At 72.2% G+C, this 24,461-nt stretch carries 20 protein-coding genes and 1 pseudogene; 1 reads left to right on the forward strand and 20 read right to left on the reverse strand.

Features of this window, described 5'->3' with window-relative positions; genetic code table 11:
- Positions 1 to 31: 31 nt before the first annotated feature.
- From CLT71_RS13915 to CLT71_RS14010, 20 genes and pseudogenes are all read right to left on the reverse strand, one after another.
- Positions 32 to 1,099 carry a polyprenyl synthetase family protein gene (locus CLT71_RS13915; protein WP_101367475.1) on the reverse strand — a complete coding sequence of 356 codons (1,068 nt, stop codon included), beginning with the start codon at positions 1,097 to 1,099 and terminating at the stop codon, positions 32 to 34.
- The gene (locus CLT71_RS13920) at positions 1,096 to 2,520 is read right to left on the reverse strand and encodes an alkaline phosphatase family protein (protein ID WP_101367476.1); all 1,425 of its coding nucleotides are present in this window, start codon (positions 2,518 to 2,520) and stop codon (positions 1,096 to 1,098) included. The genes CLT71_RS13915 and CLT71_RS13920 overlap by 4 nt, the downstream gene beginning before the upstream one ends.
- Positions 2,513 to 3,754, reverse strand: coding sequence for a metabolite traffic protein EboE (eboE, locus tag CLT71_RS13925; protein WP_101367477.1), 1,242 nt, complete (start codon positions 3,752 to 3,754; stop codon positions 2,513 to 2,515). The genes CLT71_RS13920 and eboE overlap by 8 nt, the downstream gene beginning before the upstream one ends.
- Positions 3,754 to 4,632 (reverse strand): TatD family hydrolase, encoded by an 879-nt coding sequence (locus CLT71_RS13930; protein ID WP_101367478.1) that lies wholly within the window; start codon positions 4,630 to 4,632, stop codon positions 3,754 to 3,756. The genes eboE and CLT71_RS13930 overlap by 1 nt, the downstream gene beginning before the upstream one ends.
- Positions 4,632 to 5,342, reverse strand: a complete 711-nt coding sequence (locus CLT71_RS13935) for an EboA domain-containing protein (RefSeq protein ID WP_199187596.1) — start codon at positions 5,340 to 5,342, stop codon at positions 4,632 to 4,634. The genes CLT71_RS13930 and CLT71_RS13935 overlap by 1 nt, the downstream gene beginning before the upstream one ends.
- A gap of 63 nt (positions 5,343 to 5,405) precedes the next feature.
- Positions 5,406 to 6,383 carry a sugar phosphate isomerase/epimerase family protein gene (locus tag CLT71_RS13940; RefSeq protein WP_101367479.1) on the reverse strand — a complete coding sequence of 326 codons (978 nt, stop codon included), beginning with the start codon at positions 6,381 to 6,383 and terminating at the stop codon, positions 5,406 to 5,408.
- The gene (locus CLT71_RS13945) at positions 6,380 to 7,252 is read right to left on the reverse strand and encodes an SCO3242 family prenyltransferase (protein ID WP_101367480.1); all 873 of its coding nucleotides are present in this window, start codon (positions 7,250 to 7,252) and stop codon (positions 6,380 to 6,382) included. Before CLT71_RS13945 ends, CLT71_RS13940 begins: the two co-directional genes overlap by 4 nt.
- Positions 7,236 to 8,398: pseudogene (locus CLT71_RS13950) on the reverse strand (inositol-3-phosphate synthase). The gene CLT71_RS13945 and the pseudogene CLT71_RS13950 overlap by 17 nt, the downstream one beginning before the upstream one ends.
- A gap of 830 nt (positions 8,399 to 9,228) precedes the next feature.
- The gene (locus tag CLT71_RS13955; protein WP_199187900.1) at positions 9,229 to 10,404 is read right to left on the reverse strand and encodes a Gfo/Idh/MocA family protein; all 1,176 of its coding nucleotides are present in this window, start codon (positions 10,402 to 10,404) and stop codon (positions 9,229 to 9,231) included.
- A gap of 54 nt (positions 10,405 to 10,458) precedes the next feature.
- Positions 10,459 to 11,541 (reverse strand): substrate-binding domain-containing protein, encoded by a 1,083-nt coding sequence (locus CLT71_RS13960; RefSeq protein WP_101367482.1) that lies wholly within the window; start codon positions 11,539 to 11,541, stop codon positions 10,459 to 10,461.
- Positions 11,542 to 11,650: 109 nt separating this feature from the next.
- On the reverse strand, positions 11,651 to 12,781 hold the full coding sequence (locus CLT71_RS13965; RefSeq protein WP_101367483.1) for an ABC transporter permease: 1,131 nt from the start codon (positions 12,779 to 12,781) through the stop codon (positions 11,651 to 11,653).
- A complete protein-coding gene (locus tag CLT71_RS13970) occupies positions 12,778 to 14,478 on the reverse strand; it encodes a sugar ABC transporter ATP-binding protein (RefSeq protein ID WP_486483257.1) in 1,701 nt (566 codons plus the stop codon). The genes CLT71_RS13965 and CLT71_RS13970 overlap by 4 nt, the downstream gene beginning before the upstream one ends.
- A gap of 73 nt (positions 14,479 to 14,551) precedes the next feature.
- Complete coding sequence (locus CLT71_RS13975) at positions 14,552 to 15,730, reverse strand: ROK family transcriptional regulator (RefSeq protein ID WP_101367484.1); 1,179 nt, start codon at positions 15,728 to 15,730, stop codon at positions 14,552 to 14,554.
- Positions 15,731 to 15,896: 166 nt separating this feature from the next.
- Entirely contained in the window at positions 15,897 to 16,853 is a 957-nt protein-coding gene (locus tag CLT71_RS13980) for a YihY/virulence factor BrkB family protein (RefSeq protein ID WP_101367485.1), read from the reverse strand.
- A gap of 192 nt (positions 16,854 to 17,045) precedes the next feature.
- Complete coding sequence (locus tag CLT71_RS13985; protein WP_101367486.1) at positions 17,046 to 17,855, reverse strand: ABC transporter permease; 810 nt, start codon at positions 17,853 to 17,855, stop codon at positions 17,046 to 17,048.
- 51 nt (positions 17,856 to 17,906) lie between these two features.
- Positions 17,907 to 18,710: an ABC transporter permease gene (locus tag CLT71_RS13990; protein WP_486483677.1), complete on the reverse strand. Its 804-nt coding sequence runs from the start codon at positions 18,708 to 18,710 to the stop codon at positions 17,907 to 17,909.
- 11 nt (positions 18,711 to 18,721) lie between these two features.
- Positions 18,722 to 19,654 (reverse strand): ABC transporter ATP-binding protein, encoded by a 933-nt coding sequence (locus CLT71_RS13995; RefSeq protein WP_486483258.1) that lies wholly within the window; start codon positions 19,652 to 19,654, stop codon positions 18,722 to 18,724.
- 65 nt (positions 19,655 to 19,719) lie between these two features.
- Positions 19,720 to 20,256: a hypothetical protein gene (locus CLT71_RS14000; protein WP_101367489.1), complete on the reverse strand. Its 537-nt coding sequence runs from the start codon at positions 20,254 to 20,256 to the stop codon at positions 19,720 to 19,722.
- A 3-nt stretch (positions 20,257 to 20,259) separates the two neighbouring features.
- Complete coding sequence (gene dnaG / locus CLT71_RS14005; protein WP_101367490.1) at positions 20,260 to 23,121, reverse strand: DNA primase; 2,862 nt, start codon at positions 23,119 to 23,121, stop codon at positions 20,260 to 20,262.
- Positions 23,122 to 23,201: 80 nt separating this feature from the next.
- Positions 23,202 to 24,041, reverse strand: a complete 840-nt coding sequence (locus tag CLT71_RS14010; RefSeq protein ID WP_101367491.1) for a siderophore-interacting protein — start codon at positions 24,039 to 24,041, stop codon at positions 23,202 to 23,204.
- A gap of 154 nt (positions 24,042 to 24,195) precedes the next feature.
- Between CLT71_RS14010 and CLT71_RS14015 the strand changes: the two genes are divergently transcribed.
- Positions 24,196 to 24,420, forward strand: a complete 225-nt coding sequence (locus CLT71_RS14015; protein ID WP_101367492.1) for a cation:proton antiporter regulatory subunit — start codon at positions 24,196 to 24,198, stop codon at positions 24,418 to 24,420.
- Positions 24,421 to 24,461: the final 41 nt, after the last annotated feature.

Genomic DNA, 24,461 nt, shown 5'->3' on the forward strand with positions numbered 1-24,461 from the left:
GTCGGGTGCCGTACGCCCTGCCCGGGCCCGGCTACACCTGCCGGTCGACCGTCTCGGCGGCCAGTGCGGCCAGCACCTCACCCGCCCCGTCCGGCAGTGGCGCGTCGGCGAGCGCGGCCAGCGCGGCGTCGGCGCGTACCCTGATCATCTGCTCGATGCGGTCCAGCGCACCGGTGTCGACGATGATGGCCCGCAGTTCCGCGGCACCCTCCGGATCGAGGTCTGGGTTGCCGAAGAGCGCCTTCAACCGCTGCGCCTGGGCCCGATCCGCACTCCCCCGGGCCAGCGCCATCATCACCGTCGGCTTTCCCTCCCGCAGATCCTCCAAAATGGACTTGCCGGTCAACGCGGGGTCGCCGAAGACCCCGAGCACGTCGTCACGGAGCTGGAACGCGTCACCGAGCGGGTCACCGAAGGCGGCCAGTGCGGCCAGCAGCTCCGGCGAGCCCCCGGCCAGCGCGGCGCCGATCTGCAGCGGGCGGGTCACCGTGTAGCGGGCCGCCTTCATCCGGATCACCGTAAGCGCGCTCGCCACCGAGCCGTCCCCCACCCCGGAGACCAGATCCAGGTACTGCCCGGCGATCACCTCGGTACGCATGGTCGCGAAGACGCCGTACCCCCGGTGCACCTCCTCCGGGGTCAGCCCGCACTCGTGGAAGAGCTGGTCCGCCCAGGCGGCGCAGAGGTCACCGCAGAGCAGTGCGGTACTGCGGCCGTACGAGGCCGGGTCGCCGCGCCAGGCCGACCGGGCGTGCAGATCGGCGAAGAGCCGGTGCACCGAGGGCTCGCCCCGACGCCGGTCACTGCCGTCCATGATGTCGTCGTGGATCAGCGCGAAGGCGTGGAACAGCTCCAGCGCGGCGGCGGCAGCCACGATCGGGGTACCGTCCGCGCCACCGGCGGCCCGCCAGCCCCAGTAGCAGAAGAGCGGGCGCAGCCGCTTGCCACCGGCCAGCACGAACCGGTGCAGGGTGGTGAAGACTCCCCGGGGTGCCCCGTCCGGCCAGTCCGGGTCCTGCCGGTCGAGGAAGGCGACGAGCTGGGCATCGAAGCGCTTCCGTAGGTCGCCGAGATCCACCTCCGGCACGGTCGCCGTCATGACCGCCCTCCCCCGGCCGTGGCGGAATCGACAGCGCCCGGGTCGGTACCGGCGAGGCGGAGCAGCAGGCCCTTGACCTCGGTGGCCTGGTAGCTGTCCCGGGCCGCCGAGGGGTCGGAGCAGATCAGCACCGGACCGTCCGCCGGGTCGGCTGGCAGCCGGCCGTGCGAGCCGCGTACCGCCCGAGCGCCGGCATCCAGCCCGACCACGCTCATCAGGTAGCGCATCCCGAGCTTCTTGCGGGCCAGCGCCACCGCCGCCCGACGCTTCGCCGCGCCCGGTGCGGCCGGGTCGAAGAAGAGCTCGGCCGGGTCGTACCCGGGTTTGCGGTGGATCTCCACCAGCCGGGCGAAGTCCGGAGCCCGGGCGTCGTCCAACCAGTAGTAGTAGCTGAACCAGGCGTCCGGCTCGGCGACCAGCACGAGTTCGCCGGACCGCTCGTGGTCCAGCCCGTGCGCTGCCTTGCCTGCGGCGTCCAGCACCTGCGCGACCCCGGGCAGCCCCGCACAGAGCTTCGCCACCGCAGGTACGTCGGCCGGGTCCTTCACGTAGACGTGCGCGATCTGGTGGTCGGCGACGGCGAACGCCCGGGACGTCCACGGGTCGAGGTATTCCATCCCGTCCTGGGTGTAGACCCGGAGCAGCCCCTCGGTGCGGAGCAGCCGGTTCACCGCCACCGGCCGGCTCGCCTCGGTGATGCCGTACTCGGAGAGCACCACCACCGTCGCGTTCCGGGCGGCGGCCGCGTCCAGCAGCGGGCCGAGTACCCCGTCCAGTTCGGTCGCGGCTGCCGCCGCCTGCGGCGAGGACGGGCCGAAGCGTTGCAGGTCGTAGTCGAGATGCGGGACGTAGACCAGGGTCAGGTCGGGATTCTTCTCCGCCATGATCTGCTCGGCTGCCCGACAGATCCACCGCGACGACGCCAGTCCCGCCCCTGGCCCCCAGTACGTGAAGAGCGGGAACCCGCCCAGCTTCCCGGTCAGCTCGTCGTGCAGCTCCGGCGGGTCGGTGTAGCAGTCCGGCTCCTTGCGCCCGTCGGCGTAGTAGATCGGCCGGGGCGTCACCGTCCAGTTCACGTCGGCGCCCATCGCGTACCACCAGCAGACGTTCGCCACGGTGTAGTCCGGGCGCTCCCGGCGGGCCGCCTGCCAGACCTTCTCCCCACCCATCAGCGCGTGGTGCTGCCGCCAGAGGAAGACCTCGCCGAGGTCCCGGAAATACCAGCCGTTGCCGACGATGCCGTGCTGTGCCGGCAGCACCCCGGTGAGCAGGGTCGCCTGGGCCGAGCAGGTCACCGCCGGCAGCACGGTGCCGAGTTCGGCCTGGCAGCCGGCGTCGGCCACGGCGCGCAGCCGGGGCATGTGGGCGAGCAGTCGCGGGGTCAGTCCGACCACGTCGATCACCACCAGCGGGTCAGCCATCGTGCCTCCTCGGCGCGGTTGCGGGGGCGGCCGGGTCACCGGGGTTCCCGGTCGGGCCGGCGGAGATCTCGGTCAGCCCGAGCGCGACGAGTTCGTCGCGGGCGAAGGCCAGTTCGGCGGCGATCCCGCCGGCCAGCTCCGGGTCCGATCCCGGGCGCTGCCCGGCCGGCAACACCCCCCAGGTGTACGTCTCGACGTCCAGGTGGTCGCAGCCGGCGACCGGCCCGGCGAACAGCTCCCGCAGCGCGTCCCGGAGCACCGGCACGGTGGACTCCAGCGGTGCGGCGGGTACGGCGTGCAGCGGTACGTGGTAGTGCACCCGCCACGGGCCGGGCAGGTTGGCGTCCAGCGCCGCGTCGAGGTCGTCGGCGGCGTGTGCCGGGTCGGCCGGATCGGCGGCCCGTCCGCAGGGTTGCGCGCGGGTCTGGTGCAGGAAGCGCGGTTCGACGTACCCGCGAAGAGTGTCGGCGGCGGCGACCGGGTCGGCGGCGGCCAGTGCCGCCGAGACCTGCACCTTCACCACCGGCAGCCCGGCGGCGCGGAGCCGGCCGAGCGCCTGGGCCGGGTCCTCCCAGGCGCAGGCGAGGTGGGCCAGGTCGAGGCAGATGCCGAGCCGGTCTGTGTCCACCCCGGACAGTGCGGCGACCGCCTGGCCGGTGGACTCGACCACGCAGCCGGGCTCCGGCTCGAAGCCGACCCGGACCGCCCGCCCGGTACGCCAGGCGATCTGGGTCAGCCCGGCGGCCAGCTCGTCGAGCACCCGCGCCGCCCGGTCGGCCTGGTGTTGCTCCCACGGCTCGCGCCAGGCCAGCGGCAGGGTGGAGATCGAACCCCGGACGGCGTCGTCGGGGAGCAGATCGACAAGGACAGTGGCCAGGTTGAGGGTGTAGACCAGCCGCTCCCGGGTGGTCCAGTCCGGGTGGTAGACCGCCTGCTTCACCACCGGGGCGTGGAAGGACCGGTAGGGGAACCCGTTCAGGGTGACCACCTCCAGCCCGCGCGCGGTCAGCTCGGCGCGCAGCCGCCGCCGGGTCTGCGGGTCGGCGGCGAGCCCGGCCGCCACCGGCGCGGCCAGCCACAACCCCAGTCCGAGTACGTCGGCCTCCAGCCGCTCCCGGATCGGCACCGCGTACGTGTCGAGCTGCCCCAGCACCCCGGCCAGGTCCTCGGCCGGATGCACGTTCGTGCAGTAGCTCAGGTGCACCAGTTGCCCGTCGGCGTGCCGTAGCCGCATCAGCTACCGCCCCGCAGAATCGAGTTCCCCTCGAAGGTGCCGGACGCTCCGTCGGCCGCTCCGCCAACGTCGGCCGGCCCGTCCTGGTCGAGATCCAGCCGGCCGGACTGGCCGTAGAACTCCACCGGGTTGCGCCAGAGCACCCGGTCGACGTCGTCGGCGTCGAATCCGGCGGCCAGCATCGCCGCACCGGTGGCCCGGGTCAGCAGCGGATCCGAGCGTCCCCAGTCGGCGGCCGAGTTGACGAGCATCCGCTCGGTGCCGTACTTCCGGAGCAGCTCGACCATCCTCGGCGGTGACATCTTCGTCTCCGGGTAGATGGAGAAGCCGAGCCAGCAGCCGGTGTCCCGGACCAGTGGCACGGTGACCTCGTTGAGGTGGTCGATCACCACCCGGCCGGGGTCGAGCCCGGACTCGGCGACCACCGCCAGGCTGCGTTCGGTGCCCCGGGCCTTGTCCCGGTGCGGGGTGTGCACCAGTGCCGGCAGCTCGTGTTCGACCGCCAGGGCGAGTTGGGCGGCGAAGACCTCGTCCTCCTCCGGCGTCATCGAGTCGTAGCCGACCTCGCCGACCGCCACCACGCCGTCCTTGTCGAGATAGCGGGGCAGCAGGTCGAGCACCTCCCGGCAGCGCGGGTCGTTGGCCTCCTTCGGGTTCAGCGCGATCGTGGCGTGGTGCCGGATGCCGAACTGGCTGGCCCGGAACGGCTCCCAGCCGACGAGCGAGTCGAAGTAGTCGACGAAGGAGGCGGCGCTGGTCCGGGGCTGGCCGAGCCAGAACGCCGGCTCCACCAGGGCGCGTACTCCGGCGGCGGCCATCCGTTCGTAGTCGTCGGTGGTCCGCGAGGTCATGTGGATGTGCGGGTCGAAGATCCTCATCACGCCTCCTTCGCGCCCGGTCCGGCCGGGGTCCCCGACCGGTCGAGCGTGCTCAGTCGATCCAGCAACGCGGTCGCGTCGGCCGGCATCTCCCGGCCGGCCGCCCGGCGCTCGTCGGCGAAATCGGCGAGCATGCCGGCCAGCTCGGCGTCGGCCCGCCGGTCGAGCCCGTGCACGGCGGCCAGCGGGATCCCGGTGAATACGCACTTGAGCACCGCCTGCCGCCAGGCGGCCTGGTCGAGCCGGTCGGCGTACCGGCCGAGAGCGGCGGCGACCAGCCGGGTGTCGTTGGTGCGGATCGCGTCGTGCAGCAGCGGGACCCCGGTGTCACCGATCGACAGCAGTGGCAGGGCCCGGAGCACCGCCCGCTTCTCGGCCGCGTCACCCTGGCGGTAGCGGGCCACGAGCTGGCCGGGCAGTTCGGCCGGGGGCAGCGCGGCCAGCAGCAGCACCCGGGCGGCGTCGTCGGCGGGCCAGTGCGGCAGCTCGGGCAGGGGTGCCCGGCCGCACCTGCGGCCGGCCGCCGCGAAGAGCCGACCGATCGCGGCGGGTTCGACCCCGACCCGGCGTAACGCCTCGGCCAGCCAGCCCTGATCGGGTCCCCGTCCGTCGGGCTCCCGTCCATCGGGTGCCCGCTCGTCGGGTCTCCGTCCGTCGGGTACGGCCAGCAGCGCCGCCCGCAGTCGTTCCAGTTCCGGTTCCGGTTCCATCCGGTCCTCCCCAGTCGTTCCGGTGTGGATGGTGGTCGCGGTCCCCCCGGTGGTGGTACGTGGTCAGTCCGTTGTGCCGGTCACCGCCCCCGATTCCGGTACGGCTCCGGTCCGTACCTCGGTGAGCCCGGCCTCGGCGGCAGCGCCCCGGAGGAAGTCGATCGACTGCGCCGCCACGGTCGGGGCGGCGTGCGAGTGCCGGGGCAGCTCGACGGCGACCAGTCCGGCGTACCCGGCCTCGGCCAGCGCCCGCAGTACGGGCGGGAAGTCGATCTCTCCGGTGCCGAACTCCAGGTGCTCGTGCACGCCCCGGCGCATGTCGTCGATCTGCACGTTGACCAGGTGCGGTGCCACCTGCGCGACGCACTCGGGCACCGGGAACGGCTCCAGGCACCGGCAGTGTCCGATGTCGAGGGTGATACCGAAGCCGGGCGGGGCGCTCAGGGCCTCCCGCAGCCGCCACCAGTCAGCGATCTCCGCCACCAGCATGCCCGGCTCCGGCTCGAAGCCGAGCGGCATCCCGGCGGCCTCGGCGACCTCGACCAGCTCGGCACAGCCGGCGACGAGCCGGTCCCAGGCGGTCGCCGGTTCGACGCCGGCCGGTCGTACCCCGGACCAGAAGGAGACCGCCTCGGCACCCAGGTCGACACCGATCGCGACGGCCCTGCGGAGGAACTCGACCCGCAGCGCGTTCTCCTCGTGCAGCAGCGTCGGGGCGTGCTTGCGCCAGGGGTCGAGCAGGTAGCGTGCCCCGGTCTCGATCACCACGCCGAGGCCGTGCGCGGCGAGGCTCCGGCCGACCGCCGCCACCCGGGCCGCCAGATCCGGCCCGAACGGGTCCAGGTGGTCATGGTCCAGGGTCAGCGCCACCCCCTGGTAACCGAGGTCGGCGATCACCCGCAACGCGTCGTCGAGCCGGTGGTTGGCGAAGCCGTTCGTCCCGTACCCGAACCGCAGCCCGGGCAGCCCTGAGCCGGCGCTCACGTCGGCAAGACCAGCCGGTTGCTGGCCGGGCGCGGCGGCGGCCTCGAAGGCGCTCATGTCGGGGAGACCAGTCGGGCGAGTCGGCGACCGATCGGGGCGGCGGCGGCCACCGCGACGCCGAGCAGCGCGGCGCCGGTCCGGGCGACCAGCGCGCCCTGTAGCGCGGGGAGCCCGGTGATGCCGGCGCCGACCGCCGCCCGGACCCGGTCCGCCTGCGGGTCGGCCGCCACCCGGGCCTGTGCGGTGCCGTACTGGAGGCCGTACCAGCCGGCGAGAGCGGCCGGGACCAGGTTCCGCCAGCGGCGGGCCGGCACCGCTGGCCGGGACCGGGTGATCGCGGCGGCGGCCACCGCGGCGGTACCGGCCAGGGTCGCCGCCGGCAGTGCCCGGGTCGCCCCGGAGACCTCCCGTCGGGAGAGTTCGGTGACCGTGTACGTGTGCGCGGCAACCGTCAGCGCCGCCGGCAGTGCCCGGACCACCCGGCCCCGGCTCGCCCCGAGCAGCACGTCCAGCCCTCGGCAGGTGGCCATCACCGCCGGCCCGGCCGCGGTGTTCTTGGCCCAGAGGTCGTACGCCCAGATCGTGCCGGCCAGTGGCACCGCCACGGCCAGCGCCCGACGGCCGCCGGCCAGCCCGGCGAGCCCGATCCCGGCGGCGGTGAACCCGGCCGAGACACCGAGGGCGAGACCCGGCGAGACCCGACCGCTCGGGATCGGTCGCTCGGGCCGCTCCCGTGCGTCGAGTTTGCGGTCCGCGAGGTCGTTGGCGGCCATCCCGGCCCAGTAGAGCAGCACCGATGCCCCGGCCAGCCCCGGTACCCGGCGATCCAGCGCGTCGGCGGCGGCGGCCCCGGCCACCACGTCCCCGGGGACCGAGAGCGCGGCGGGCGCCCGGACCAGCTCGGTCAGGTCACGCAGCGACGGCATCCGAGTCTCCCGAGGTCAGCTCGGCGTCGAGTTCCCGGACGAAGCCGCGCAGCGTGGCCCACTGTTCGGCGAGGGCGTGCGGCACCTCGCCGAGCGGATCCTTGAAGAAGAACGCCAGCTCGGTCAGCGGGCCACTCCGGCCGGCCCGGTGCGCGGCGGCGGTCAGCCGGGCCAGGTCGAGCACCAGCGGGGCGGCGAGCGAGGAGTCGCAGCCGTGCCAGGTGAACTCCATCCGCATCGGGGTGCCGAGGAAGCCGGCGAAGGTGACCAGGTCCCAGGCGGTCTTGAAGTCGCCGATGTCGTCGACGTACTCGATCCGGGTGTTGCCCTGCGGGACGTAGCCGAGGGTCTCGCCGAGTACCCGCTGCTTGCTGGCGGACTTTGCCGCGTTCGCCGCCGGTTCGGCCAGGTTGGCGCCGTCGCCGCCGCCGAGCAGGTTGGTGCCGGACCAGCTGCGTACCCGCAGGTTCCGCATCGCGAACATCGGGGCGAGGACCGACTTCACCAGGGTCTCGCCGGTCTTGCCGTCGTGCCCGGCGTACGGCAGGCCGCAGCCCCGGGCCAGTTCGGCCAGGGCGGGCAGCCGGGCACCGGTGGACGGGGTGAAGTCCACATAGGAGCAACCGGCGGTGAAGGCGGCGTAGGCGTAAGCGGAGCTGGCCGGCAGCGGGTTCCCCTCGGCGAGTGCCGCGTCCAGTTCGGAGAGCCGGGCGTGCGCCGGATGCGGGTCCGGGGTCGGCTCGGTCGAGGAGACGTTCACCACCACCACCCGGTCGAGCCGGCGCCGGTCGCGGAATCGGGCCAGGTCGGCGACGATCGCGTCGATCACCGCCGCCTGGGGGCCACCGGTCGGCGCCGGCCGGCCTCGACCGTGCCGAGTTCCTCCACCAGCGCCGCCACCAGCCGGGCCGGCAGTACGCCCGCCTCGGCCAGCGCCTCCGCCTTCTTCACCAGCGGGGTGGTGGCGATGTCGTGCCCGCCGAAGACCAGATCGGCCAGGGCCGGCAGGGCGGGAGTACGCAGGGCCGGCAACTCGGTCACGCAGCCGGTCGGCTCGGTCAGCCCGGCTCGCAGGGCCAGCGCCCCGACCGTACTGGTCACGGCGACCGAACCACGCCCGCCAACCAGCCAGACACCCGTACGCATAGTGCTCCTCCCTCCGGTGCCGGCACGGCCCTGGGCCGACCGGGGCGGGTACGACGGACCGTGCGGTCGAATCGGCAGCGGCCCACGGGATCCACCTATCGGGACATCTTGCCTCGCAACTGTGAAAAGCGCCCCGCCCGCCCGACCGTCGCGGTGGAACATCCCGGGCGGCAGCGCCGGAGTCGGCGGCACCGACACTGCTCGGGTCCGTGACCGTGCGGGCGGACGGGGCTTGGTAGGCAGGGCCGGTCGGCGTCGCGGTCCTGCCTCCCCCGATCGGGGCGACCGGGCGGCGGGGGTTGCCAGCTCCGGTCGCGGTCTCGCTGTGGAGTTGTGCCACCAGCGATCCAATGTGGACGGCCTGGCGAAGTCGGGGCGGCCCGGCCAGGTGGCCGGGACGGGTCGTGCTGCGGTGCCGGCCCGACCGGATGGCCGGAGGGGTCGTGCTGCGGTGCCGCTGCGGGGGTTCACCGGCGGCTGCGGTGGTGGCGGTGGTGGTGGTGCCACCGGTCGGGGGTCGACCGGTGCGGTTGTGGCGTCCGGTGCGACCGGGGAATCCCGGTCCGGCCGCACCGGACGGCCGTGTCACCTGTCGCCCGGCACGGCTGGAGCGGGCTCCGCCGTGCGCGTGCGCACTCCTTCCGGAGCGACCTCCCTCCGGTCGCGGGGCGCAACCGCGACCGGACCCTCACCGGTCGTCCCGGAAAGCTTCTCGGGTCGGGGGTTCCGGCCCGAACCCGGGCCGGGCCACCCGACGGGTGGACAACTACCTCCGGCGGTGCCGGCTCCGAGCCAGGGACTGGCGGAGCCGGCGTACGCCGGTCGTGCGGTTACGCGGTGACCGGAGCGGGCACCTGCTCCACCTCGGTGAAGGAGGAACCCTGCTCCGCCGAGCGCGCCACGGCATCCAGTACGAGCTGGACCTGGAGCGCGTCGGTGAAGGACGGGGACGGGTCGGAGCCGCTGGCAATCGCCGCCAGGAAGTCCCGCAGCTCGTGCGTGAACGAGTGCTCGTACCCGATGATGTGTCCCGGCGGCCACCATGCCGCCATGTACGGGTGGTCGCTCTCGGTCACCAGGATCCGCCGGAAGCCCTGCTCGGTGCCGGGTTCCGAGGCGTCGTAGAACTCCAGCTCGTTGAGGCGTTCCAGGTCGAACGCCACCGAGCCGAGCGAACCGTTGATCTCGACCCGCAGCCCGTTGCGGCGCCCGGTGGCGAACCGGGTCGCCTCGTAGGTGGCGAGCGCGCCGCCGTCGAGCCGGGCCACGAAGACCGCCGCGTCGTCGACGGTGACCTGGCCCATGGTGGCCCCGGCACCGTCGGCCGAGGCGGCCAGCCCGCTCGACTCGGCGGGCAGCGGACGCTCCTTGACGAAGGTCTCGGTGATCGCGCTGACCCCGGCGATCCGCTGGCCGGTCACGAACTGGGTCAGGTCGATGATGTGCGCCCCGATGTCGCCGAGCGCACCGGACCCGGCCTTGTCCTTGCGCAGCCGCCACACCAGTGGGAACTGCGGGTCGGTGATCCAGTCCTGCAGGTAGACCGCGCGGACGTGCCGGATCGCGCCGAGCCGGCCGGAGGCGACCAGCTCCCGCATCAGGCTGACCGCGGGAACCCGGCGGTAGTTGAACCCGCACATGGCCCGTACGCCCACCGCCTGGGCCCTGGCCGCCGCGGCGACCATGGCCCGAGCCTCCTCGACCGTGTTGGCCAGCGGCTTCTCGCACAGTACGTGCTTGCCCGCCTCCAGGGCCGCGATGGTGATCTCGGCGTGGCTGTCGCCTGGCGTACAGACGTCGACGATGTCGATGTCGTCCCGGGCGATCAGTTCACGCCAGTCGGTGGTGTGCCCGTCCCAGCCGAGCCGGCCGGCCGCGTCGGCGACCTTGGACTCGTCCCGGCCGCAGATCAGGGCCATCCGGGCACGTACCGGCAGGTCGAAGACGCGGTTCACGGTCCGCCACGCCTGCGAGTGCGCGGCGCCCATGAACGCGTAGCCGACCATGCCGACCCGCAGTTCTTTCTCGTTGCTGGACAAGGTGGGTCTCCCCCCGGTGTGTCAGAACCCGAGCTTGCCGTACTCGCTCGCGTTCTCCTTCGTGATCGTCTCGGAGGCCAGAGTGATCTCCTTCGGCACCTGCAGCTCGACCAGGTCGGACATGCCCTTGCCCTGGCCGATGAGCCGGGCCAGCGAGATCGCCGACGAGGCCATCGAGGGGCTGTAGGTGACGGTTGCCTTCAGGACGCTGTTGTCGGCCGCGATCGCGTCGATGGCGGCCTTGGAGCCGGCGCCGCCGACCATGATGAACTCGGAACGGTTGGCCTGCTTGATCGCGGCCAGTACCCCGATGCCCTGGTCGTCGTCGTGGTTCCACAGCGCGTCCATCTTGGGCAGTGCCTGGAGCAGCTGCGAGGCCTCGCTCTGGCCGGTGTCGGCGGTGAACCGGGCGGCCCGGCGGTTGGCCACCTTGAAGCCGTAGACGGCCAGTTCGGCGACGAAGCCGGCGGACCGCTCCTTGGTCAGCTCCAGCTCGTCCATGCCGGCGATCTCGCCGATGATCGGGTTGGCGATGCCCTTGGCCTTCATCTGCTCGCCGATGTAGCGGCCGGCCGCCACGCCCATGCCGTAGTTGTCGCCCTTGATCTGGAGCCGGTACGCCAGCGCGTCCGGGAACGCCCGGTCCAGGTTGACCACCGGGATGCCGGCCTTCATCGCCTCCAGCCCGGAGGCGTTCAGCTCCTTGCCGTCGTGCGGCAGCATGACGATCACGTTCGGCTTCTGCGAGATCAGCGTGGCCAGCGCGGCCCGCTGGGCGGCGGCGTCCGCACCGGCGGCCACCGTCTTGAACTCCACGTCCGAGAAGACCTTCGCCTGCGCCTCGGCGTTCTTGGTGATGGCGGCGAGCCAGCCGTGGTCCGCGGCCGGGGCGGAGAAGCCGATGACCACCCGCTGGCCCGGCGCACTGTTCGGGTTGGCCGCGTCGTCCGCCTCCTTGACCTGCTCGTTCCCGCCGGCACCGGAACCGGTCTCGTTGCTGGTGCAGGCGGTGAGCAGGGCGCCGGCGCCCACCGCCGCCCCGCCGAGCAGCAGCCGGCGGCGGGACAGGTCACGCACCGGCCGGAGCGGATCGTGCTGGGTCATGACGACCTCCTGGTTTATTTCGACTTCGGGTGGGGTGGGACGGGTGGGTTCCACCGGCCGGTGGCCGGGTGGGCCACCGGCGGCGGGCGCCACCTGTTGCTGAGGTGTGTCAGTTCGACGAGCTGAGCTTGTTGCGGGCGAGGAGCTGGGTGACCGACTTGAACCGGAACTGCTGGACCAGTACGGCGGCGACGATGATGCCGCCCTTGACCATGTTCTGCGCCTCGGTGGAGAGGCCGTTGATCGCGAACAGGTTGGTGATGGTGGCGAAGATGATCACACCGAGCAGGGAGCCGACGATCGTGCCCCGGCCGCCGCTGAGCAGCGTGCCACCGATGATCGCCGCGGCGATCGCGTCGAGTTCGTAGAGGTTCGCCATCGCCGCCTGTGCGGAGTTCGCCTGCGCGGTGAGCATGATCGCGGCGATTCCACAGCAGAGCCCGGAGAGCGCGTAGAGCAGCATGGTGTGCCGGCGTACGTTGATGCCGGCCAGCCGGGCCGCCTCCGGGTTGCCGCCGACCGCGACCGTACGCCTGCCGAACGTGGTGCGGTTGAGCAGCACCCAGCCGGCCGCCACCACCCCGGCGAGGATGTAGACCAGCACCGGGATGCCGAGGAGGTCCGTACTCGCGATGCCGTTGATCGTCGCGTTGTTGGAGACCTGGGTCTGCTTGTCGGAGATCTCGGCGGCCAGACCCCGGGCGGCGACCAGCATCGCCAGGGTGGCGATGAAGGGCACCAGCCGGCCGTACGAGATCAGGAAGCCGTTGACCAGCCCGACGCAGACCGCCACCACGATCGCGGTGAAGATCATCCCTCCGGCGCCGTAGCTCTGGGTCGCCACCGTGGTGCTCCAGACCCCGGCCAGCGCCACGATCGCGCCGACCGAGAGGTCGATCCCGCCACCGATGATCACGAAGGTCATCCCGACCGTCACCACGCCGACCACCGAGGCCAGGGTGAGGATCGAGAAGATGTTCGCCCGTACCCAGGACGGATCGCCGTACAGGTCGGGGCGGGTGACGATGCCGATGACGATCAGCACCACCAGTACCCCGACCAGGCCCAGGTTGCGCCGGAACGTCTCACCGATGTCGCCGCTCCACCGGCCGGTGCCGTTCCCGGGCGCACCGGCCCCCTTGTGCACCGGCGCTCCAGCCGGGGCCGGCGACACCGGCGACGGCCGGTCGACCGGTGGCGCCGCCCCCGCTGGCGCGGCGGTCTCGGTACGTTCGGTCACGCTGGCGCCCCCTCCATCAGCGACCCCGCCATCACGAGGTCGAGCACGGTGTCTTCGTCGAGTTCTCCGGCCGGGGCCTCGTGCACCACCCGGCCCTCCCGCATCACGAGTACGCGGTCGGCCAGGCCGAGCACTTCCGGCACCTCGCTGGAGACCAGCAGTACGCCCACTCCCCGGGCGGCCAGCGCCCGGATCACCTGGTACAGCTCGGCCCGGGCGCCGACGTCGACGCCCCGGGTCGGCTCGTCCAGCAGCAGCAGTTTCGTGTCGCCGAGCAGCCAGCGGCCGACCACGACCTTCTGCTGGTTGCCGCCGGAGAGTGTCCGGACCGGCCGCCGGACGTCCCGGGGACGCAACTCCAGCCGCTGCGCGACCTCCTCGGCCTCGGCCCGCTCCCGGCCGGCGTCGGTGAAGCCGAGCCGGGCCCAGCGGGTGAAGGTGGCAAGCGTGACGTTGCGGTAGATCGGCTCACCGAGCAGCAGCGCCTGGCTCTTGCGCTCCTCCGGGGCCATCCCCATGCCGGCCCGGACGGCGGCGCCGACGCTGCCCGGCCGGACCGGGCGGCTGGCCATCGAGACGGTACCGGAGCTGGGGCGGCGAGCCCCGAAGATGGTCTCCAGCAGCTCGGAGCGGCCCGAGCCGACCAGACCGGCGATGCCGACGATCTCACCGGCCCGTACGGTCAGCGACACGTCGGCGAACTCGCCGGACCGGCCGAGCCCGCGCACCTGGAGCAGTTCCTCGGCCGCAGGTGTCTCGGCGGGACGGTCCGGGAAGACGTACTCGATGGTTCGGCCGGTCATCCGGCTGACCAGGTCGCGGGTCGGGGTGCTCCGGGCCGGCAGGTTCGCCGCGGTGGTCCGGCCGTCCTTGAGTACGGTGACCCGGTCGCCGATCTCGCGGATCTCCTCCAGCCGGTGCGAGATGTAGATGACCGCGATGCCCTGGGCGGTCAGCTCCCGGATGATCCGGAACAGGTTCTCGACCTCGTCGTGCGCGAGTACGGCGCTCGGCTCGTCCATGATGATCAGTCGCGCCTCGTGCGAGAGCGCCCGGGCCATGCTGACGATCTGCTTGCCGGCCGATGGAAGTGACCGGACCATCCGGCGGGGCGGGATCTCCGGGTGCCCGAGCCGGGCCAGGATCTGGCGGGTCTGCCGGGCCATGTAGCCGCGCCGGACGAAGCCGAGGGTTTTCGGCTCGTGCCCGAGGAACGCGTTCTCGGCCACCGACAGGTCCTCGACCAGGTCGAGTTCCTGATAGATGGTGGCGATGCCGGCCCTCATCGCGGCCTGCGGGTTGCGATGCGTGACCGGCTCCCCGAGCCACTCCACCTGCCCCGAGTCGGGCTGGTGCGCGCCGGAGAGGACCTTGATCAGGGTGGACTTCCCGGCACCGTTCTGGCCGAGCAGGCAGTGCACCTCGCCGGCCCGCACCTCCAACTGCACCCCGTCCAGGGCGCGTACCCCGGGGAAGGTCTTCACCACGTCGGTGAGCCGGAGCACGACCTCGCCGGGCACGGTGTCGGCGGGCGGGGTCACCAGCGGCGGCGGATCGCCGGCCGGGAAATTCTCCCCGGCACCGGCCCGCTCGGCACCGGTCTGCTCGACATCGGACCGCTCGGCATCGCTCTGCTCGGCGGCGGGCCGGTTGTCGGCGGTCTGCTCGGCGGCGGGCCGGTTGTCGGGTTCGGTCATGACGCCTCCTCGTTGGGCTGGTCGCCGCCGCGACCCGACCGACCGGGACGGCCGGGGAGCGCACTCCGGCCGCTCATGACGCCTCCCCGAAGGCGACGTCGGTGGCGAGCACGGCCGCGCCGGCGACCCCGGCCCGGGGACCGAGTTCGGAGAGCACCACCGGCAGGTTGCCGGTGGCCAGCGGCAGTGAGCGCCGGTAGACCACGCTGCGGATCTCCGCCAGCAGGATGTGGCCGAGCTGGGCCAGCCCGCCGCCGATGACGATCATCGACGGGTTGGCGAAGCTGACCAGGCCGGCGAGTACGCCACCGACCCGCCGCCCGCCGTCGCGGATCAGCCGGATACAGGTCACGTCCCCCTCGATGGCGCCCTCGGCGACGTCGAGCGCGGTGACCGTACCGCTGGCGGCGAGTCGCTCGGCCAGCGCGGGTGAGGCGCCACTGCGGGCCGCCGTGGTGGCCTCCTTGGCCAGCGCGGCACCGCTGAACAGCGCCTCCAGGCAGCCGACGTTGCCACAGGAGCACATCGGGCCGTGCGAGTCCACCTGGATGTGCCCGATGTCGCCGGCACAGCCGTCGGTGCCCCGGTAGACCTCGCCGGAGAGGTAGATGCCGCAGCCGATACCGGTGCCGATCTTGACGAACAGGAAGTCGTCGACCGAGTGCGCCACCCCGCCGTGCCGCTCGCCGATCGCCATGATGTTGACGTCGTTGTCCACCACCGCCGGACAGCCGTGCTCGCGGGTCAGCAGTTCCCGGACGGGGAACCGGTCCCAGCCGGGCATGATCGGCGGCGACACCGGTACGCCGTCCCGGAAGCTGACCGGCCCCGGTACGCCGATGCCTACCGCGTGCAGCCGCTCGTACGCCCCGTCGACCTTCGCCTTGTGCAGCAGTTCGTGTACCCGTTGCAGGATCACCTTGGGGCCGGTGCGGATGTCGGCGGTCTCGGCGTACGCGGCGACGGGTTCGAGCCGGCCGTTGACTACCTCGACGTCGATCGAGCTGGCGCCCAGGTCGACGGCGGCGAACCGCAGGTCGGAGCTGAGTTCGACGAGTGTGGAGCGGCGACCGCCCCGGGATGCGGCGAGTCCGGCCTCCGCGACGTAGCCGAGGCCGACCAACCGCTCCAGTTCGGCGAGCAGGCGTGGCCGGGGGATCTGCAACCGGTCCGCGAGTTCGGCCCGGGACACCGCACCCTCGTCGCGCAGCAGCCTCAGCAGCCGCAGATGCAGCGCTTCCGGGGTGCGCACAGGGAGTCACCTCCGTCAGGCATTCGTTCACGTCGACGCGACGCCGGCGCGCTGTGTTCGACACAGTAGGAGCCTTCCGGAGCGGATGTCTAGAGCTTCATCCAAGATGACGCTAACTTTTGTACTAACGGACGAAAGTTAGTTGTTGATCAAGGAAAGCGCGGGATCACTCCCCGCGACCGCGCGGCTTCCTGAGCTTGCGGTCGTCCCGCAGCGGGACGTACGGCTCGCGGTCCGCCGAGCCACCCGACCGGATCGTCCGCTCCCGTTCGAGTTCGGCGCTCAACTCGGCACCGAGCAGGATCGCGACGTTGGAGAGCCAGAGCCAGACGAGGAAGACGATCACCCCGGCCAGCGAACCGTAGGTCCGGTTGTAGGAGGCGAAATAGCTCACGTAGAGCGCGAAACCGGCGGAGGCGATCGCCCAGACCACCACCGCGAAGACGCCACCGGGACTGATCCACCGGAAGCGCTGCCGGGCGTTGGGTGCCGCCCAGTAGAGGACCGCGAAGATCAGGCTGACCAGCAGCACCAGTACCGGCCACTTGCCGATGTCCCAGGCCGTCACCCCGGCCTCCCCGACACCCAGCCGCCGGCCCACCTGCGCCGAGAGCCGCCCGCTGAAGACCAGCAGCGCCAGGCTGATCAGCACCAGCAGCCCGACCAGCGCGGTCAGGCCGATCCGGAGCAGCAGGGTACGGGCGAGCGGGCGCCCCTCCGGTACGTCGTAGATCGCGTTGGCGGCCCGGCTGAAGGCACCGATGTAACCGGACGCGGTCCAGAACGCGCCGATGATGCCGAGTACCGCGACCAGGCCGGCCGTCTCGTTACTGCCCTGGACCTGGGTGATCGCGGTGAGCAGGATGTCCCGGGCGGATGCCGCCGGTACGACGTCCCGGATCACGTTCTGCACGCCGCGCACCGCCGCGTCGCCGAGCAGGCCCAGCACCGCCACCAGCACCAGCAGGGCCGGAAAGAGCGACAGCACCCCGTAGTAGGTGAGCGCCGCCGCCCAGTCCGTGACGTTGTCCTGCTGCGCCTCCCGCAGGGTCCGGCGCAGCACCCTGCCCCAGGCACTCCGGGGAAGCCGACCCGGACTGCCGGCCCGTCGCTCCTCGGCCATCCCGCGCTCCCTCGAACGGCGCCCCGGCACCGCGCGACCACCGCCAGGCCGGGTTGTCAGTCAACTACTCACGGTAGTCTTCCTGGGCGGCCGCGTCGGGGCAACGCCGCAGCGGGTGCGGTCGGGTCGGGGAACGGGTGCCCGACCCCGCGGGCCACTCGCAGGCCGGCTGCCTGCAGATTGCCGAGCCGGCTACTTGCAGAGCAGCCGGCCCATCCGGCGCCCCGCCACGAACAGGCCGAGCGCGGTCACCCCGACCAGGTAGCCGACGTCGACGAGTTCCGCCCAACCGCCGCCCTGCACGGTGATGCCCCGGACCAGGTGCACCGCGCGGTAGAGCGGCGTCACCTCGACCAGCCAGCGCAGCACCGCCGGGTACGCCTCGGCCGGCACGAACGTCCCGGAGAAGAGGAAGAGCGCGAACTGCGCCGAGCCCATCAGGTCGAAGTCCTGCCAACTGCGCATGAAGGTGGAGAGCGCCATGCCCAGCGCGCCGAACGCGAAGCCGACGAGTACGGCGGCCGGAAAGGCGATCAGCGCCCGAACCCCGCTGGTCAGGTCCAGTCCCACCATCACGGCCAGGAACACCGCCGAATAGAGGCTGCCGCGCAGCATCGCCCAGCCCAGCTCGCCGAGGGCGATCTCGAAGGGCTGCACCGGGGTGGCGAGGATCCCGTCGTACAGCTTCATGTACTTCATCTTGCCGAAGAAATTGAATGTCGTTTCGGCCAGCGCCCCGCTCATCGCCGAGGCGGCCAGCATCGCCGGTGCCACGAACGCCGCGTACGACACCACGGTGCCGCCCGGCAGCGTCAGGTCGCCGACCAGCGCACCCACCCCGACGCCGATGGAGAGCAGATAGAGCAACGGCTCGAAGAAGCCCGAGATCAGCACCACCCAGTACGCGGACTTCAGCGCCGCGACGTTGCGCTCGGCCACCGAGACCGCGCGACGGGGACCGCCCTCGAAACTGATCAGCCGGGGCAGGACGATGCTGACCACGGAAGCCTCTCTTCTGGTCGACCTGACGGGAAACGCGTGTGGTCCGGCGGCTCAGACCACCAGCCGGCGGCGGAACGCCGAGTGCGCCAGCCACCAGCCGACGCCGACCCAGGCGGCGAGGTAGAGCAGGTGACCGGGGACCGACCAGGCCGGCGCGACCCCGAGGGTGGCGGCCCGGCACAGGTCCACGCCGTGCCAGAGCGGTGACGCGTACGCCAGCCAGCGCAGCGCCACCGGCAGCGACTCGACCGGGAAGAACACCCCGGCGAAGAGGGTCATCGGGATCACCGCGAACCGGAACAGCAGTGCCAGATAGCTGTCGCTGCGGATCGAGGAGCTGTAGGCGAAGACCGGTGTCGCCACCGCCGCCCCGATCAGTGCCACCAGCGGCAGGGTGGCCAGCGCCCACGGCGAGTGCAGCGCACCGAACGCCGCCGCCACGAGCAGGAAGGCCGCCCCGCTGGTGAGCACCCGGAACAGCACGAAGCCGAGCTGCCCGCCGAGGATGTCGGCCACCCGCAGCGGCGTCGCCGCCTGAGCGAAGTAGATCTTGATCCACTCGAAGTTGCCCAGCACCGGCCAGGTGGACTCGCCGATCGCGACCTGGAGCGCGGTCGAGGCGATCAACCCCGGCACGAGGAAGTCCAGGTAGGGCACCCCGGCCACCGGCGCCTCGACGTACGCCCCGACGCCCACCCCGAAGCCGACCATGGTGAGCAGCGGCAGCAGGAACGACGAGAAGACGCCGGCCCGCCAGGTGCGGCGGTAGGCGACCAGGTTGTATTCGAGCACCGCCAACGCGCGGAACCGCCCGACGAGTCCGGCCCGGGGCCGGGTGGCCGCCGTGGCCTCCAGGAGCGCCATCTCTAGTCCACCAACGTCCGGCCGGTCAGGTGCAGGAAGACGTCCTCCAGGCTGCTGCGCCGGACCAGCACGCTGGCCGGGGCGAGCGCCCGGGCATGCACCTCGGCCACTGCGGCGTCGCCGTCGGTGACGTAGAGCAGGATCCGGTCCGGCAGCACCTCGACCCGCTCGGCGAGCCCGTCCAGCTTGCCCGCGAAGACCTCCTGGCTCTCCGCGGCGAAGCGCAGCTCGACCACCTCACGGGTCGAGTAGCGGTCGATCAGCGCGCGCGGCGAGCCCTCGGCGACGATCCGGCCGCCGTCCATCACCACCAGCCGGTCGCAGAGCTGCTCGGCCTCGTCCATGTAGTGGGTGGTCAGCACCAGCGTGACCCCCTGCTGCTTGAGCCGGAACAACCGCTCCCAGACCAGATGCCGGGCCTGCGGGTCCAGCCCGGTGGTCGGCTCGTCGAGCAGCACGATGTCGGGCTCGTTGACAAGTGCGCGGGCGATGGTCAGCCGGCGCTTCATGCCGCCGGAGAGCGGCTCCACCTTGCTGCCCGCCCGCTCGGCGAGCTGCACGAAGTCGAGCAACTCGGCGGCGCGCTCCCGGGCCACCCGGCGTGGGATGCCGAAGTAGCGCGCATAGGTGGTGAGGTTTTCCCGGACGGTCAGCTCCGGATCGAGGTTGTCCAGCTGTGGACAGACGCCGAGTCGGGCCCGGATCGCCGGGCCGTCCCGCCGGGGATCCATCCCCATGATCCGCAACTCGCCGTCGGTCGGCGGCGAGACACAGCCGACCATGCGCATCGTCGAACTCTTGCCGGCACCGTTGGGACCGAGGAATCCGAACGCCTCACCCGCCCGCACGTCGACGTCGATCCCATCGACGGCGATGAAATCCCCGAACCGCTTCACCAGCCCTCGCGCCTGGATGAGAATCCCGTCCCTAGCCACGGGCTCGACCATAACCGCCAGGTCCGACACGCCCCACCGAGTTTCGCAGGGCGCCGCCGTGCAGGTCAGAGGTCAGGGTCGGTGCCGGAGCGGGCCGCCGCCACCAGCTGGTCGGTCTCGGCCACCACGGCGGGGTCGTCGATCGGCGTACCCGGGTCGTAGCGGACCGTCCAGGTCAGGCCGTTGACGCCGCGCACCTGCCGGGCCGCGATCCGCAGACCGCCGCCGGGCAACCGGTGATACGCCGTGTACCCCACCGAACGGGTCACCCGGGCCCGCACCTGGTGCGGTACGTCACCCGGGTCGAGCAGCAGGAAGGTCCGTACCTCCCCGTCGGCCACCACCCGGTAGTCCTCGCGCTCCACCACCGGCTCGGCCGGGGTGACCGCCAGGTCCCGCCCCGACCAGACCGCCTTGTGCACGTCGTGCCAACCCAGCCGCGCGGCCTCCCCGGGCAGCCAGAGCCCGAGGTCGGTGACCACGATGATCTCCGCGCCGTCGCCCACCCGGGCCCAGTCGAGCACCCGCTCGCCGCGCTCCAGCGCCGGACGGTGGTCGGCCGGCAGCTTCCGGCCCCGGCGGAACAGGTTGAACGCCTCCATCGGCTACAGACCCCCCATCGCCTGCTCGCGCAGGGCTCGCGCGTGCTGCTCCAGGGAGAGCAGCTCACCGAAGAGCGCGAAATACTCGTCCTTGTTGGCCGTCGGGTTGACCCGCTGCACCTTGGACTTCAGGTCCCGGATCCGGCTGGTCACCGAGCCCCACTCCAGCCGGGCCAGGGTGATCGAGACGTACCGGGGATCGGGGTCGGTGTCCAGCCGCAGCGGCTCCACGGCCAGCTCGCCGACGAGCGCGGCGGCGGCCAGGTCGCCGCAGGCGTCCCGGACCCGTTCGATCCAGACCGCGCCGGTGGTCGCCGCCGTCGCGCCGCCGGCCGACTCGATCGCGGCCCGCACCGCCCGGTGCACCGGGTGCAGGTAGACCTCCGCCGCGAGCGCGTCGAACATCGGGCCGGCCAGCACCGGCACCTGGAGGGCGAGCTTGAGCGCCTCCCGCTCCACCAGCGACTGCGGGTTGTCCACCACCGGCACCGGTGCCGGCCGCTGCGGCGGCGTCGGTCCGGTGTTGCCCCGGCGGGACTGCCCGGCCCCCTGCTGGGCGGCAGCCTCCAACACCGCCCGTTGCACCGGCTCGATCTCCATGCCGAGGTCGCCGGCGAGCTTGCGGACGTACTCCGGACGCTTCTCCCGGTCCTTGAGCTTGGCCACCAGCGGCGCCGCCCGGCGCATCGCCTCGACCCGGCCGTCCACGGTGTCCAGGTCGTACCGGCCGAGCACGTGGCGCAGCGCGAAGTCGACGAGCGGCTCGCGGCGGGCGACCAGGTCCCGCACCGCCAGGTCGCCCTTTGCCAGCCGCAGCTCGCACGGGTCCATGTTGTCCGGGCTGACCGCGATGAAGGTACGCCCGACGAACCGCTGGTCGTCCTCGAAGGCCCGCAGCGCCGCCTTCTGCCCGGCGGCGTCACCGTCGAAGGTGAAGATGATCTCGCCCGCCACCGCGTCGGTGTCCATCAGCAACCGGCGGAGTACCGAGATGTGGTCCGCGCCGAACGCCGTGCCGCAGGTCGCCACCGCCGTCGGTACGCCGGCCAGGTGGCACGCCATCACGTCGGTGTACCCCTCGACGATCACCGCCCGCCCCTGCCGGGCGATCTCCCGCTTCGCCTGCGAGATGCCGTAGAGCACGTGCGACTTCTTGTAGATCGGCGTCTCGGGGGTGTTCAGGTATTTCGGGCCGTCGTCGTCATCGAAGAGCTTGCGGGCGCCGAAGCCGATCACGTCGCCGGTCAGGTCCTTGATCGGCCAGAGCAGCCGGCGCCGGAACCGGTCGATCAGCGAGCCGGAACGCGCCTCCCGGGCCAGCCCGGCGGTGACGAGTTCCTGGCCGGTGAAGCCCTTCTGCCGCAGGTGCTTGGTGAGCAGGTCCCAGGCGTCCGGAGCGAAGCCGCAGCCGTAGGTCTGTGCCGCCGTACGGTCGAAGCCGCGCTGGGCCAGGAACTCCCGGGCCGCCCGGGCTCCGGCGGTGCCGAGCTGGCCGGCGTAGAACTCGGCGGCGGCGGCGTGTGCGGCGACCAGCCGCTGCTTCTGCCCCTGCTGCGGCCGGACCGGCGCGGGACCGGCCTCGATGTAGCGCAGTTGGATGTTGGCCCGGTCGGCGAGGCGCTCGACCGACTCGACGAAGGTCAGATGCTCGGCGTCCATCAGGAACTTGATCGCGTCCCCACCGGCCCCGCAGCCGTGGCAGTTGCCGGTGAGGATGTTGTCCTCCAGCACGAACGCGTGGGTGCCGTCGACCACCGGGCAGAAGACCTCCTCCACCTCGCCGGGGTCCTCGATCCGCTCGACGGTCCAGCCCCGGCGCTCGTACGCCTTGCGGTGGGCGAGGAAGCGCTCCCGGTGGGCGGAGATCAGGAAGAAGTCCTCCGGCAGATCCGAACCCATCAGGGTCAGCCGGTAGACCGGGCCGGTGTAACCCAGCTCGCCATTCGGCCGGAGGTGGTCCTTGAAACCGGTGCGGATGTACTCCCGGATGCCGTAACTGCCGACACCGATTCGGGTACAGAGGTCGCGGACGAATTCCAGGTGGCTGCGTGAGGTCGAGTTGAGCGAGATGCACCCGTCGGCGGCAACGTCTCCGTCGGCCGCGAAGTAGCCGGCCAGCCAGCCGAAGAGGTACGACAGCGACTCGTCGAGCGGCGGCAGCTCGGTCTTGAAATATGCCGGCAACCCGGTCACGGTCAACCCGTTGTCGCGTTGGTACGTGTGGCTGAGCGGGAACCACTTGACCAGTTCCGCGTCCTTGCCGCCGTAGAGCAGGGCGACACTGCCACCGTTCAGCAGGGTGCCGTCGCCGAAGACGATGCCCCGGGCGATTCCGTACGGGGAGGGACGCAGTTCGTGTCCACCGTCACGCGTGATCAACGACCGGGGGTAGGTGTAGGCCAGGCGGTCACCTGTACGCAACTGCTCCGTCAGCCGCTCCAGGTGGCGCTGGCGGTCCCGGCCCGCTCGGACGAACCAACGGTGGTTCGCCGTAGCCCGGATCACCTTCTTCTGACCGTTGCGGCTCAGGTGTACCCGCAGGACGGGCTGCTCGCCAAAGGAGTAGAAGGGCGCCTCGACCCATCGCCCGCCGGTGGTCAGCACCGTGTGACTGCCGCCGGCCAGGTCTCGAATCTCCCGTACGCCGGACCGGGTGAGTACCCGGGTGTCACCGGCAAGGCAGAAGTAGACATTTCGGGCAGGGGCCACCGTGAACGACGGGGTCTTCTCGTCGTGGAACGGGCAGAGGCCCTTGAGGTTGCCGCCGCCCGCCGACCTGAGGGTGACGGTCTCGGAGATGATGTCGGCGATCGAGGTGCGCTCCCGTACCAGTGCGATGTCCTCGTCGCGGATCCGCCCGGCCACCGCCTCACCCCCTCCGGGCTACATCCTGCCCTGCCCGGCTGACGCGGGCGGCGAAGGGGTGGCTGGTGCGACGCGACGGTTCAGGCGACGATCGCCGCCTCCTCGGCCTCGACCTGCCGGTTCCAGTCGGCCTTGGCGGAACGCCAGCTCTCGTCGTCGTCGCCCCGGCGCCAGTAGCCGGAGACGGAGAGCCGCTCCTTCGGCACCCGCAGCTCGCCCCGGAGCATCCGGCGCAGTTCACGGACGAAGTACGCCTCACCGTGCACGAAGGCGTGCAGGTCACCGGAGGGGAAGGTGGCCGCGCGTACCGCCTCGACCAGGGCCTCGCCGACGACCCGGTCGGCACGGTGCACCCAGACGATCTCGGCGCACGCCTCGGTGTGCAGCTCCTGCTCCTCCTCCGGCCCGGCGACCTCGATGAAGACCCGGGCCGGGACGGCGTACGGCAGCCGCTCCAGCGCCGCGCCGATCGCCGGCAGGGCGCTCTCGTCGCCGACCAGCAGGTGCCAGTCGGCCAGCGGGTCCGGGGCGTACCCCCCGCCGGGGCCCCGGAACGCCACCAGGTCGCCGGGACGGGCGGACGCGGCCCACGGGCCGGCCAGCCCCTCGTCACCGTGGTAGACGAAGTCCAGGGTCAGCTCCCGGGCCGCAGCGTCCCAGGCCCGCACGGTGTACGTGCGCAGCCGGGGCCACTGGTCGCGGGGCAGCTCGCGTTTGATCAGGTCGAGGTCGAGCGGGACCGGATAGTCGACACCGTCCGGGGGAAAGATCAACTTTACGTAGTGGTCGGTGTAGGTGTCGGCCGCGAACCCGGCCAGACCCTCCCCACCGAGCACCACTCGGATCATGTGCGGCGTGAGCCACGCCGTGCGCAGTACGCTGGCGTACCTGACCCCGGTTCCGTTCGAACTCTGCGCCATTAATTTAGGCTACCCTAAGTCAATGTTCCGGGTGTCCGGGGGCCGACGATCCGGCCGGCGGCGACGTAGGCTGACCGCACGGATCACCCCCTGACCAGCCTGTCGTCGACCGTGGGCCGGGCTGCGGGGCCGGCCATTCGTCTGGGGAGAGGTCATGGGCCAGGGCGTACACGTGCAGGAGCTGCCGGGGATCGGCAAGCGGTACGACATCGATCTCGGGCACGGCGGCAACCGCGTCTCGGTGGTGGTACGCCGGGACGGCACCCGTGACCTCTACGTCTTCACCTCCCGCTCGGACGAGCCGGCCGCGGTGATCGAACTCTCCGAGGAGCAGTCCCGCAAGGTCGGCGCCGTACTCGGCGGGACCTTCTTCGCCTGACCCGCCCCCGCCCCCGCCCCCGCCACCGGCCGCTCGCCGAC

It is taken from the genome of Plantactinospora sp. CNZ320, assembly GCF_002846275.1.

Excerpts from the sequence above, each read along its gene's own strand:
- CLT71_RS14010 (WP_101367491.1), bottom strand. The coding sequence starts at position 24,041 with ATGGCGCAGAGTTCGAACGGAACCGGGGTCAGGTACGCCAGCGTACTG.
- CLT71_RS13960 (WP_101367482.1), bottom strand. The coding sequence starts at position 11,541 with ATGACCCAGCACGATCCGCTCCGGCCGGTGCGTGACCTGTCCCGCCGC.
- CLT71_RS13920 (WP_101367476.1), bottom strand. The coding sequence starts at position 2,520 with ATGGCTGACCCGCTGGTGGTGATCGACGTGGTCGGACTGACCCCGCGA.
- CLT71_RS13945 (WP_101367480.1), bottom strand. The coding sequence starts at position 7,252 with ATGCCGTCGCTGCGTGACCTGACCGAGCTGGTCCGGGCGCCCGCCGCG.
- CLT71_RS14015 (WP_101367492.1), top strand. The coding sequence starts at position 24,196 with ATGGGCCAGGGCGTACACGTGCAGGAGCTGCCGGGGATCGGCAAGCGG.
- CLT71_RS13935 (WP_199187596.1), bottom strand. The coding sequence starts at position 5,342 with ATGGAACCGGAACCGGAACTGGAACGACTGCGGGCGGCGCTGCTGGCC.
- eboE (WP_101367477.1), bottom strand. The coding sequence starts at position 3,754 with ATGCGGCTACGGCACGCCGACGGGCAACTGGTGCACCTGAGCTACTGC.
- CLT71_RS13915 (WP_101367475.1), bottom strand. The coding sequence starts at position 1,099 with ATGACGGCGACCGTGCCGGAGGTGGATCTCGGCGACCTACGGAAGCGC.
- CLT71_RS14000 (WP_101367489.1), bottom strand. The coding sequence starts at position 20,256 with ATGGAGGCGTTCAACCTGTTCCGCCGGGGCCGGAAGCTGCCGGCCGAC.
- CLT71_RS13930 (WP_101367478.1), bottom strand. The coding sequence starts at position 4,632 with ATGAGGATCTTCGACCCGCACATCCACATGACCTCGCGGACCACCGAC.
- CLT71_RS13980 (WP_101367485.1), bottom strand. The coding sequence starts at position 16,853 with ATGGCCGAGGAGCGACGGGCCGGCAGTCCGGGTCGGCTTCCCCGGAGT.
- CLT71_RS13970 (WP_486483257.1), bottom strand. The coding sequence starts at position 14,478 with ATGACCGAACCCGACAACCGGCCCGCCGCCGAGCAGACCGCCGACAAC.
- CLT71_RS13955 (WP_199187900.1), bottom strand. The coding sequence starts at position 10,404 with ATGGTCGGCTACGCGTTCATGGGCGCCGCGCACTCGCAGGCGTGGCGG.
- CLT71_RS13940 (WP_101367479.1), bottom strand. The coding sequence starts at position 6,383 with ATGAGCGCCTTCGAGGCCGCCGCCGCGCCCGGCCAGCAACCGGCTGGT.